Source organism: Youngiibacter fragilis 232.1 (assembly GCF_000495435.3).
GTDB classification, from domain to species: Bacteria; Bacillota; Clostridia; order Clostridiales; family Clostridiaceae; genus Youngiibacter; species Youngiibacter fragilis.
On record NZ_AXUN02000210.1, the window covers coordinates 1 to 11773 of the forward strand.

At 46.7% G+C, this 11773-nt stretch carries 13 protein-coding genes; 4 read left to right on the plus strand and 9 right to left on the minus strand.

All coding sequences use genetic code 11. From position 1 onward, the window contains the following. Positions 1-418, plus strand: a 418-nt coding sequence (locus tag T472_RS16130; protein WP_023863718.1) for a MetQ/NlpA family ABC transporter substrate-binding protein, incomplete at its 5' end; no start/stop codon positions are given. A gap of 135 nt (positions 419-553) precedes the next feature. On the opposite strand, the gene T472_RS16135 is transcribed toward T472_RS16130, so the two are convergent. Genes T472_RS16135 through T472_RS16145 form a run of 3 tightly spaced genes read right to left on the minus strand, consistent with a single transcriptional unit; the run spans position 554 to position 1807 of the window. After that, complete coding sequence (locus tag T472_RS16135; protein WP_040907972.1) at positions 554-1039, minus strand: cyclophilin-like fold protein; 486 nt, start codon at positions 1037-1039, stop codon at positions 554-556. Position 1040: 1 nt separating this feature from the next. Continuing rightward, entirely contained in the window at positions 1041-1439 is a 399-nt protein-coding gene (locus T472_RS16140) for a cupin domain-containing protein (RefSeq protein ID WP_082447751.1), read from the minus strand. 47 nt (positions 1440-1486) lie between these two features. Beyond that, entirely contained in the window at positions 1487-1807 is a 321-nt protein-coding gene (locus T472_RS16145; RefSeq protein WP_040907969.1) for a carboxymuconolactone decarboxylase family protein, read from the minus strand. Positions 1808-2120: 313 nt separating this feature from the next. Between T472_RS16145 and T472_RS16150 the strand changes: the two genes are divergently transcribed. Then, positions 2121-2561, plus strand: coding sequence for a MerR family transcriptional regulator (locus T472_RS16150; RefSeq protein ID WP_023388885.1), 441 nt, complete (start codon positions 2121-2123; stop codon positions 2559-2561). Between the two features lie 64 nt (positions 2562-2625). Here the strand turns inward: T472_RS16150 and T472_RS16155 are convergent, their stop codons facing one another. Genes T472_RS16155 through T472_RS16175 form a run of 5 tightly spaced genes read right to left on the minus strand, consistent with a single transcriptional unit; the run spans position 2626 to position 7301 of the window. Continuing rightward, positions 2626-3768: an iron-containing alcohol dehydrogenase gene (locus tag T472_RS16155; RefSeq protein ID WP_023388884.1), complete on the minus strand. Its 1143-nt coding sequence runs from the start codon at positions 3766-3768 to the stop codon at positions 2626-2628. A gap of 48 nt (positions 3769-3816) precedes the next feature. Further along, complete coding sequence (locus tag T472_RS16160) at positions 3817-4842, minus strand: DUF362 domain-containing protein (protein ID WP_023388883.1); 1026 nt, start codon at positions 4840-4842, stop codon at positions 3817-3819. Between the two features lie 15 nt (positions 4843-4857). Further along, complete coding sequence (locus T472_RS16165; RefSeq protein ID WP_023388882.1) at positions 4858-6024, minus strand: MalY/PatB family protein; 1167 nt, start codon at positions 6022-6024, stop codon at positions 4858-4860. Continuing rightward, the gene (locus T472_RS16170) at positions 6014-6868 is read right to left on the minus strand and encodes a DUF3737 family protein (RefSeq protein ID WP_023388881.1); all 855 of its coding nucleotides are present in this window, start codon (positions 6866-6868) and stop codon (positions 6014-6016) included. The genes T472_RS16165 and T472_RS16170 overlap by 11 nt, the downstream gene beginning before the upstream one ends. A gap of 28 nt (positions 6869-6896) precedes the next feature. After that, positions 6897-7301, minus strand: a complete 405-nt coding sequence (locus tag T472_RS16175) for a MerR family transcriptional regulator (protein WP_023388880.1) — start codon at positions 7299-7301, stop codon at positions 6897-6899. A gap of 441 nt (positions 7302-7742) precedes the next feature. Between T472_RS16175 and T472_RS16180 the strand changes: the two genes are divergently transcribed. Next, a complete protein-coding gene (locus T472_RS16180; RefSeq protein WP_023388879.1) occupies positions 7743-9536 on the plus strand; it encodes an alpha/beta fold hydrolase in 1794 nt (597 codons plus the stop codon). Positions 9537-9647: 111 nt separating this feature from the next. Next, complete coding sequence (locus tag T472_RS16185) at positions 9648-10232, plus strand: TetR/AcrR family transcriptional regulator (protein ID WP_023388878.1); 585 nt, start codon at positions 9648-9650, stop codon at positions 10230-10232. A 133-nt stretch (positions 10233-10365) separates the two neighbouring features. On the opposite strand, the gene T472_RS16190 is transcribed toward T472_RS16185, so the two are convergent. Further along, positions 10366-11490, minus strand: coding sequence for a radical SAM protein (locus T472_RS16190; protein ID WP_023388877.1), 1125 nt, complete (start codon positions 11488-11490; stop codon positions 10366-10368). Positions 11491-11773 lie beyond the last annotated feature (283 nt).

Here is an 11773-nt window from a genome sequence, read left to right on the forward strand (position 1 = left end):
TGGAGCGACAATAGCAATACCTAACGACCCTACAAACGGAGCAAGGGCACTCATACTCCTTGCGGCAAACGGACTCATAAAGGTCAAAGACGGCCTTCTCATAACTGCAGCGGACATTACCGAGAATCCGAAGAAACTCAAGTTCGAGGAGCTTGAAGCGGCAGCGATAGCAAGAGCCCTTCAGGATGTCGACGGAGCTGTCATCAACACAAACTACGCCCTTGAAGCTGGACTCAATCCTGTAGCGGACGCCCTTATCATCGAAGACCAGGAGTCACCATACGCAAACATCCTTGCGGTAAGGGAAGACAACAAGGACGATGCAGGCATCAAGGCACTTGGCGAAGTCCTCAACTCTCCAGAGGTTAAGGCATTCATCGAGTCAGAGTACAAGGGAGCAATAGTTCCGGCGTTCTAGAAAAAACGGGCTGGCCCGTGATTGAAACAATCACGGGCCAGTATTTTTTAGTTATATGCTCTCATAGGATTACGTTCCATCTTGCCTCAGATTCTGCATTTAAGCCCACCAGATCCTTACAAATTGAAATCCAGACTAATCTATCTTCTCAATAAGTACCTCAAAATCCCCTTTCATCTCTTCCATTTTTTCAATTCCTGATTCGATGACCCCCAGAGAAACAAGGCCTGGGGAGTAGCTGAAATCTTTGTAGAATACTGCCAGGTTACCCCAGGGCGCGTAGAGTGTGAAGTCTCCTTTTGAGGGGTCGTATCCGTTTGGAGCACTCTCGGTACTAAGGTTTCTTGGCAGATAGCTTATCTTTTCAGTGCCGGCGTAGTCGCTGAACTTCAGTTTAAGAGGCAGCATGCTCAGGAAATCCCTGCTCGTCGGATTGTCATGCATCCTTACGATTATCTTCTCCACACCAATGCTTAGGCTTACCATTGTATCATTTTTCATTAAAACATCTCCATCCTGTGCTTTTGGTCCTGAACTGCTGCACGAGGCAAAACCAACCAATGAAAGCAGTACGACAGCAATCAGCAGTCTTCTTGTCAGCCTTCTGCTCGCAGTCTGCATATCAAAGCCTGCCATAGTCCACTTCTGACACAGGCTCCAGCCACTCTGCGTTTCCCGCGGATATGTTGGTCTCGATTGAAAGATGCACAAGCCAGCTGTCCTTGGCTGCACCATGCCAGTGCTTGACATCTGATGGAATCGTAACCACATCCCCCGCCTTGATTTCCCTTGCTTCAGCACCCCACTCCTGATACCATCCCCTGCCTTCAGTAACAAGAAGAATCTGACCGCCAGGATGCCTATGCCAGTTATTGATGCATCCTGGTTCGAAAGTCACATTACCTATTGGGCAGTTCCACTCATTTTCGCGTCCGACCAGCATTTGCAGCCAAACATTGCCTGTGAAGTACTTGCTTATGATGTCTGGAAGTTTCTCCCCCCTTGGGAATATTTCATTCATTACTATCATCTCCATGATTTATAGAAGTTAGTGCCCTCCCTTCTTCGTTATCCAGCATAGACTTCCCTTGCAATGGCGAATGCCGCCCATGCATTTGGCCATCCAGCATAGAAGGCAATATGGGTTATGATCTCTGCCATCTCATCCGCACTGACACCATGGTTCATCGCATTGGTTATGTGATACTTGAGAGAACCGTCGAAAATGCCCTTCGTAACCAAAGCCGTCACTGTTATTATGCTTCGTTCCCTTGTTGAAAGTTCAGCTTCCCTTGACCAGACCTCACCAAAAAGCACATCATCCTTTAGCTCTGCAAACTTCGGGGCAAATTCTCCCAGTGCATCTCTACCTGCAGTCTGTTTTTTCATTCATTATCCTCCTCAATCTTTTGCTTCTTTAGTATCCATTCAGAAGATCATCCGGTCATGCAACTGATGGAAAATCCGACGGCTAAAATCTAAGGTAGTTTGTACAGCATAAAAGGCAACTCCCGCACTGCCATACTTATCTCATTGCGTGATTGACCCTTCCCATACGTTTGTATCAGACACTTTCCCTCCACATTGACTATCGATTCGACTGGTGTTAAACTCCAACTGAGAGTTCAAGTTGATTCTACAACTTAAAGTCAACTTCAAGTCAATAGACTGTTTAATTCTATTCTTATCATGGAGGATTATTATGATATATACGGTAGGTGAAGCTGCAAGACAGATCGATGTAGCCGCTTCAACACTAAGATACTACGACAAGGAAGGTCTGCTCCCATTTCTGGAGCGGTCTGGCGGCGGAATCCGCATGTTCAAGGATGGCGACCTTTCATGGCTTCGGACCATCGAATGCCTTAAGAAGACCGGAATGCCCATAAAGGATATTAAGCACTTCATCGACTACTGCATGGAAGGCGATTCAAGGATTGATGAAAGGCTTGAAATAATAAGGGCACAGAGGGAATCAGTCATCAGGCAGATGGAGGAGATGCAGTCCATGCTGGACATGCTGAGTTACAAATGCTGGTACTATGAGACATCAAAGGAAGCCGGCACCTGCTCTATCCACGATGACATGAAGAAAGAGGATGTCCCCCCGGAATTCCACAAGTACCTGAATACAAAGCTATGACAATACCCCCCGGGCCATCTATCCAGGATAGGCCGAGGGGTATTTCCTTAACTTTTAAATCAATTCACCTAATGCAGCCAAGTATCATGTCCCTTACTTCTTCTCTAGTAAGCACATCGTCATCTTCAAACCCGTCGAGCGCATTCAAAATTTCGGTTTTCTCAGGAACTTCTGCGATTTCATTGAAAGTAGCAGCAATGCCAAACTTTGCATACATTTCTTCAGTTGCTGCAATCCCCTCTTCAATCACCTCCGCCTTTGACTTTCCGACAGCGTCTACCCCCATTACATTCACTGCATAGCTGTATGCGGTGTCGCTGTAATGCTTCACGATTCCCCTCAGCCATTTGGGGAATATGACCGCAACCGCCTGACGGTAATTCACACTGAAAAGCTCCTCAGCGATAGTCTCACATCCGTATAGCGACCATGCCCTTAATTTTCCTGCATTGAGCATTCCTGACGTATTTACCGCAGAAGCCCACATTAAGTTAGCCCTGGCATCATAGTCAGATGGTTTCTCAAGTACGGTCTCAAGGCTGTCCACTATTGTCTTCATCACTGTCTCGGAAAAGCCTTCGGCAATCCTGCTGCTTCCCCCAAAGTAATTTGAGTATACCTGTGCAAAAGTCACCAAAGCGCCATATGCGGTTTCCTTCATGCCTACAGAATATGTCAGCTGAGGATTGAGAATTGCGAAATCAGGGAACATGCCGTACAGTGATCCCCTTTCTCCACCTTCTCCTTCTTCAATCTCAGCAGCGGCATCCACCTCGGAGCCTCCTGACGGGAATGTCGGGATTTCTCCTACTGGAAGCATCGGTCTGCCATCAGGCTTTATACTTCCAGAAAGGTAATCCCACAGATTGTCGTTCTTCGCTCCGAAAGCGATTATCTTAGCCATGTCCATGCAGACACTGCCACCTATCCCTATTACGACATCTACACTTTCCTCTTTGCAAATCTCTATGGCTTCAAGCACCCTATCGTAAAGCGGTCTTGTGTTTCCTCCAAAATCAACATGGGAGATCCCGTTTTCAGTCAGGATCCCGGTGATCTTGTCATAGCCGCCGCTTGACTTCAGAGAACTGCCTCCATATACGAGCAATACCTTTGTACCGTGCTTCTTTATCTCACCAGGAAGCTTTTCCAATGAACCGCTTCCAAAATGTATCCTGACAGGATTGCCATAAGTAAAATCCAGCATTTTTCGACCTCCCTCAAACACTGCTGAAATGATATCCTTTTTTCAGCATCAGATCTGAATCAGCTCATAAGCCATTGTTCCGAGTCCTATCTTATCGGCATGCCTGAGTGATGCCCTGCCCTTTTCAAAAAGCTGTTCACCGCTGTTTTTCTGTACGAGCTCCAGGCAGGCTGTATCCAAAGCGACCGGATCCTTTGATGCAAGGACTCCGATATTTCCTGTTATTGGCTCCATGTGCATTCCAGCACAATCGCATTCCTGCGTGATGTTATGCACGAAGGTTATGTAGATGTTGTCCTTGTCCTTGTCCTTGGATGCTCCATATGCATATTCCGAAAGCTTTTCCAGAAAGTGTGAGCCAGTCCATGTATTTCTTATAGCACCGGTAGGACATACAGCGATACATCCGGCACAGCCTATGCATTTGCTGCTGTTGATGACAGCGGAATCCACGATTTCAATCGCACCATAGTTGCACTTTTTGACGCAGATTCCGCAGGAGATGCACTTCTCCGCCTTTACTACAGGTGATATTCCAGAATGCTGCTCAAGCTTTCCGCCTCTTGCCGCAAATCCCATGGCGAGCTGCTTCAAAGCACCGCCGAATCCAGCTTCTATATGTCCCTTGAAATGGCTCATAACAAGGAATTGTCCATAATTACCATATGCCTTGCCGATTTTACAGCTCCTGAGGTATTCCTTGTTTATTTCAATCTCGTTATACTCGGTACCGATGTCACCATCTGCTATTATGATAGGTATCTGATCGAAGCCATGAGCCTTTGCAGTCTCAAGATGGACCTCCGTCGTTGTCCTTGAACCCCTGTAAAGGACATTCGTTTCGATATAGGATGGTGAAACACCCTGTTCCTTCAGGTAGTCTATGGTCTCATCGTAGCAGGCAGCGGGAATAAAAGTCTTATTCCCCTTCTCACCGAAGTGAACCTTTATAGGGACTTCCTTGTCAAAACTGTGCCCTGTTTCTTCGACTACCTTCTTCAGAAGATCCAATGCATCCTTCCCCAGCTGGTCATAATCAGATTTCACGTTCTCGATAAAGTATACTTTGCTCATTTTAACACCTTCACCCTACAAATTTTTGTATTTTTCGATACCTTTTTTCAGCCTCTCGAGTCCATCGATTAAACGCTCTCTCGGACAGGCAGCATTGATCCTGATGAAGCCTTTCCCCGACTCCCCGTAGGAATCCCCTGCAGAGACATATATTCCTGCTTCTTCCCTCAGGTACCTGCACAACCCTTCCGTATCCTTGGTAATGCGTCTAACGTCAACCCAAAGAAGATATGTTGCATGTGCCTTTACCAGATGCAGCTCCGGTAACAGAGACTCAATGAAGCCCGCAGCAAACCTTCTATTTTCAGCCAGATATGAGTTGAGTTCATCAAGCCATTCTTCACCCTCTGTAAATCCAGCGATTGTCGCTTCCATTGCAATCGCATTCGGCTCAGCTACCTCGTCAGTATTCAAAGCCCTGTTCATCCTGTGTCTGAGTATGGCATTTGGAACTATTACTGCTGCTGTCTGGAGGCCTGCGATGTTGAATGCCTTGGTAGGCGCGATGCAGGTAATGCTTATGTCCGCACATTTGCCTGATACGGACGCGAATGGGATGTAGCCATGCCCATCATCCGTAAGGTCGCAATGTATCTCATCAGAGATCAGAACAACGCCATGCTTATGGCAGATTTCTCCTATCCTTTCAAGTTCAGCCCTATCCCAGACCTTACCGACCGGGTTATGAGGATTGCAAAGAATCATCATCGTTGTCTGCGGATCCGAAAGCTTTTCCTCAAGATCAGAGAAATCAATACTGTATTCTATGCCATCATAGATGAGCCTGTTCTCAACCACATTCCTGCCGTTGTTGAGGATCGAATTGAAAAATATGTTGTATACCGGAGTCTGAACCAGTATGTTCTCACCAACCGTAGTCAACTTCCTGACTGCGCTTGAGATCGCAGGAACAACTCCAGTGCAGAAAATCAGCCAGTCCCTGTCTACCCGGAAGTTATGCCTTCTTTCCCACCAGATTCCTATTGACTTGTACCAGTCATCAGGGACTGTCGTGTAGCCGAAGATTCCTTTTCTTACCTTCATCTCGATCGCTTCTATGATTTCAGGGGCTGTCCTGAAATCCATGTCCGCAACCCACATCGGCAGGACACTATCTTCAACATCCCATTTCATGGAATTCGTATTGCGCCTGTCAGTCATTACTGAAAAGTCATACCGCATGTTTCATTTCTCCAGTCATGACCCTAGTATTCCTGGGATCGACTTTGGTCTCGTCGATGATAAGCTCCCCTATGCCATCTGCCCTGATAATGCCTCCTGACGGATTCATTACGCTGTCAATTTGCCCTATGATATCAGCATCTACGGTAGAGTACTCGAATGCAAGTGTTGTATTCAAAAGTATGCAGTCCTTCATCACAAGGTTCTCGATATAGCACAATCCCTGCAGACTTTCTATGGTACAGTTAACGAAGGTAAGGTTCCTTGAGTTCCAGCCCAGGTACTCACCTGATATGTATGAATCACAGACCGTCACATTCTCGCAGTTCCAGAATGCATCCTTGGAGAGCAGCTTCGCATTTCTTATTTCAATGTTTGAACCTCCATCAAAGGCATAGTTTCCAAACAGCTGGAATCCGTCTACCTTGATATTCGTGCTGTTCATGCCGAAGTAGTCACCCTTGGCTGTGACATTCTCAAGGACTATACGGTCACATTTCCACAGTGTCTCCGCTGCATTTGGCATTGACACATTCTTAAGTCTGATTCCCTTTGATCGCCTGAATGTCTTTGGTGCTTCAATGATTGAATTTGATACTGCAATATTTTCAGTATACCAAATTCCTGACCGTGCCATCTCAAAAAGGGTGCTTTCATCAACAACAATGTCCTTACTGTACCATAACGGATACTTCCACTTGAACGAGCTGTGGCAGATCCTGATATTCCTGCTCTCCTTGAGAGGTGATTCGCCGTCAGCGAACGTCGAATACGCAATATCAAGGTCCCTTCCCTGAAAAAGAGCCCTTTCGCCGGTCATCATCTGATTCTCTATTGATTTCAATTAATTTTCCTCCTTGCAAAATACCTGTTCAGGCATCAGCCAGCATCCCATTATCATGGATTGCCTCGGTGCCTGCCTCGATTGCCTCATGGTAGTACCTTATCTTGCGCTCTATGGTATCCATGACGCTGTCAAGCTCTTCGATCTGCCGTCTTACGATTTCCTTCCTTTCCAGGAACATCTCCAGGCGCTCACTTAACGTCCTGTCACCCTCCCTGCAAAGGTCGAAGTATTTCCTGATGTCCTTTATCGGCATCCCCGAACTCTTCATGCAGTTGATCATATTAAGGCGCTGAAGGTCCTTTTCGCTGAAAACCCTTGTACCTGCAGGTTTCTTTTCCATAAATGGCAGGAGCCCTTCCTTGTCATAGTAACGCAGGGCAGAGGCAGCTACCCCCATTTTCTCGGCAGCCTGGCTTATCGTGTATTTCATATCCATCCCTTCCGGTCATGCGTCTGACCCTTTTTATCCTGCAATCTTCATTCTTATAGGTGATATCCTCAAATAAAAAGAATGAAGTGGACTGACAGGATTATCTGCGATTCTCAGTAAAATGCCTCAAGCTTCCAAATTTGGATCAGGTCCGTCCATTGGGCTTGTTTTGATTCTATAACTTGAAGTTAACTTTAAGTCAACAGGTTTTTTCAATATCTTGATATTTTTCAATCCGTCATTGAGTCCAACGGGATAAATCTCAGGGTTTCGCTTCCAGCATTCTGGATCCGGTATGATAGGACCATTTCAATTAAAAAATCTATTTTGTGATTTTGAAGCGTCAGGTACTTGCGCTATAAAACATAACGTGTTATGTTTTATTCATCGCACTTAACCTGGCATACTAGGTCGACCAATCAACAGGAGGTAAACGTTATAATGAAAGACAAGACCAAAGGCTCACGTTTCTTTGCAATTACTACATCCCTTCTCCTTTTCTTCACCATACTCATCTGGGGGTTCCAGAGCGACTGGGGCCAGATAAAGATCAGAAGGCTTACACTCATCGGAAATGATGGAATCAAGATCAGCGCCCTTGCCTACATTCCTGTCACAGCGACCAATGAGTCCAAGGCACCGGGCATTCTCATCAACCACGGGAGGTCCAATCATGCCCACAGCAACGACACCTGGAGCATGGAGCTTGCACGCCGCGGCTATGTGGTAATAAGCCCAGACCTTTCTGGCGGCGGAGAATCGGACATCACTAACCGTTCTGCACAGTCCGTGGTCTGGGCGAAGTACCTTCAGAGCCTTGACATAGTGGATGCGGAGAGCATTAACCTCATCGGGTATTCTGCAGGCTGCGGGACAAGCCTTGACGTTGCTAAGGCCATGCCTGACAGCATCAGGTCCCTGACTCTGGTCTTCGGTCCTTTCATGGCCAAGATAAGCGGACATGACCTTACAAGCTTCAAGAACCAGGAGTTCGGCATCATAAAGGCTCTTGAAGACCAGTATGATTTCAATTTCCTTGGTAATCCTGCCGCATCCCGATCGGCGACAGCGAAGATGTTCGGGATCAGCGAGGATATAGTAAATGGAGGAACCTATGCATTAAGCGGTGGAAAAAACCTCACCTACATCGAGGTTGACGGAGCCCTTCACCAGACCGGAAACATAAGCGGCTCAGCAATAAGCTCAATTGTAGGTCAGATCGGACGTGTCGCTCCGGCACCGCTTAAGCTTGAGCAGTCTGACCAGGCATGGGTATGGCAGCAGGTCTTTTCAGGAGCTGCCTGCGTGACCATCCTGTTCTGGCTCGCATCCATGATTAACCTTCTCATGCAGAATCCTTTCTTTGCCACCATCGGCAATGATCTGCCTGCAAAGAAGCCGATTGCCGGTCTTAAGGCCTGGTCTAAGGACATACTCTTCAGTGTCATGATACCGATTCTCCTCTTCATCCCGGTGTCTGCATATGGCATGGCCTGGACGGCGAATTCAAAGGTATTGACAGCGAACGCACTGACAGGGATCATGTGCTGGCTGCTTGTCATCGCAGCGATCTCAACCGTCCGTATGGTCATAAGGCACAGAAAATCAAAGAAGGAAGGTTCACCCCTTTCACTCGGAAGCTACGCGCTTGGTGCTGACGGCACAAGCAGGATCGACTGGTCAAAGCCCGCAAAGGCGCTTCTCATAGGGATAATCTGTGTTACAGCAGTATTCGTCTGGCTTGCGATAATCGAATCGGTTTTGGGAATCAACTACCAGGTATGGAACCTTTCTACATACCTCAAGCTTAGTCCTGCCAGATTCATTCGGGCCATTCCATATGTGCTTATAATATTTACGGTGATGCTCGTCGGAAACATGAACCAGAGGATCCTCCCTTCAACCGGCAACGAGAGGAAGGACATGTGGATCGCTGTAGGCGTCAACTCTTTCCTAACTGCAACTGCACTTTTCATCCTTCTTCTTGTCCAGTATGGCGGAAGCCTTATGATCGGAACGGGTGAGACACTCATTCCCCAGATGGACCTTGGGCTTGCCTCAGGCACCAGCGTCGGTGCTCTGGATTTCGCCTTCGGATACTGCTACATGATGGGAGGAACTACTGGAATTGTCACATACATCTACAGGAAGTATGGAAACATATGGGCAGGAGTCATACCGGCTGCGATATTTGCCGGTCTCGTAACAACAGCAGGATTCACACTCATGAGATAGGCTTTGCCATTTCTCTCAGGCAGCCCAATTGCAGGGGCTGCCTTTCCAATTGACGATGGTTGGCTGTAAAGGTAAACTAATGGAAGAACATCCAAAGAGGAGAAATACCTGATGCAGCACGAGTTAAAGTATCAACAGCAAAAATCAGAAAATACCCGGGCATTGCTGATATCAACAGCAAAGAGGCTATTCAGGGAGCAGGGCTACGAATCTGTAGGAGTCCGTGAAATCGCTGCTGCTGCCGGAGTCACCACCGGGACCTTCTATTATTACTTCAAGACAAAATATGACATCCTCGATGCCATATACAAGCATACTGACGAGACCTTCGACGAGATGTTCAGAAAAGGCTTTTCAGCAGAAAACATACCCGGAAAGATCATCGAGTTCTTCAGCACAAGCATGGCTGACCTCATTGAATCTGACGGCAGGGAGTTTACAAGGCACAGGATGCTTCAGATGCAGATACACAGCAGCAGGGAGAACTCCCTGTACATCAATGTCATAGAACTGATAAAGCGGGGTCAGGCTGCCTGCGAGATTGATTCCAGTAAGAGTGCCGAAGAGATCAATGACTTCATCTTCCTGGTCTTCAGAGGCGTACTGTATGAGTGGTGTGTGACGGATGAACCTTTCGGCCTCCATGAGTCACTTAGGAAATGCATCACCTATTCCCTTCAGCCATTTCTGATATGATCCCTGAGGTTATCCAAAGGGTTCCCTCAGACGCCTGATCAGACTGCTTCATGCAATAAAAAAATCGCTGAAAACCACATGGTTTCCGGCGATTTTTTCATGGATATGCTTTATTGCCAATATTTCGGTTTCTTTAGAAGAATAGCTCTCCAGCCTTGTAGCCTGCTGGCAATTCCTCTTCTGTAAGGAACTTGAAGCTCTCATCCCTTAATATGGGAAGGAACGCCTCGTATGGTGTCCTTGGGAACTCGCAGGCATAATTGCTTGCCCCGAACCACTTGCCTTCCTTGCTGCTCAGATTGAGGTTTCTCGCGAACTTGGTGTAGTTCGAGCAATCATGGACTGCAAGGTCCCACTTCTCATCATCGGCTATCTTCATGAACTTGAGTGTCAGTTCCCTGCTCCAGATCGGGGAAACATATCCCTGTCTGCAAATATACATGTTCTCTCCGTAGTAATTGTCAATGTTGTTCTCGTTAAGGTGCAGCTCCGCACAGTTTATGAAATCCAGCTTCGTATCGAGTATCGCCTGCTTCTTCCTGAAGAAGCCTTCGAAGAATTCGGGTGTCATTGGAGTCTCAATACCAACATTCTTGATGTACTTTTTGGCTATTCTTATATTTTCAATTACCTTGTCGGCGCAGTTGGCTGCACCCAGGTTGAACCTAAGCTCATCAAGTCCCGCTTCACCCAAAGCTTTCAATGACTCCTCCGTAGCAAGGATCCCGTTGGTATACAGGTGCTGGTGAATCCCGGCTTTCCTGAACTTCCTTATCAGCGGGTAGTACTTCTCAATCTCCATAAAGGGTTCAAGGTAGACATAGGATATTCCGGTTGGTTTCTTGTGTATTGACAGCAGAAGATCGATGTCCTTCTCGTAGAACTTTGTTCCGCCGATCTCCCACATGCCTTCTCCAACAGGAGGTATGTCGTCAAGTCCTCCGTAGTTGTAGCAGAACTTGCACTCTATGTTGCACTTGTTCGTCTTCCTTATGGCGCTGAGTCCAGTACCAAGAAGGCATGAACGGCATCCGTTCGGGAACTTGCTGTCGTTTCCAACGTAAAGGGTCCTGCCCTCAAGGTTCTTCAGGTTTCCGATCTCTGACATCAGCATGTCATTCCTGTAGTCTATAGCTTCCTCGATCTGAGCAAATGTTGCATAGACTATCTCCTGCTGCTTTATCATCAGCTCCTCATCTTCAGGCAGCTCTGCGAAAAACTCAAACCAAACCAATGCATCTTTCTTTGAAATCTTCATTCTCAATCCTCCAAATATATCCTCTTTATCATGTGCCGCTAATTCTCTGGCAGCACTGCAAAACACCAATGTGCATGAACACTTCCCATGATGATCCTAATGTATCCATTACTATCCTTCAATCATCCATGTTGAATGATAGCACGAAAACCAATATAATCCAATCTAATTGGCAATTCATTGTCATCTGCAAAATCCACATTCCTTCTTATACTGCCTAAAATCCCGTCGAAATTTGTAACAACAATCACTCAGAGAGTGATATGTCGAATGATTCAAATAT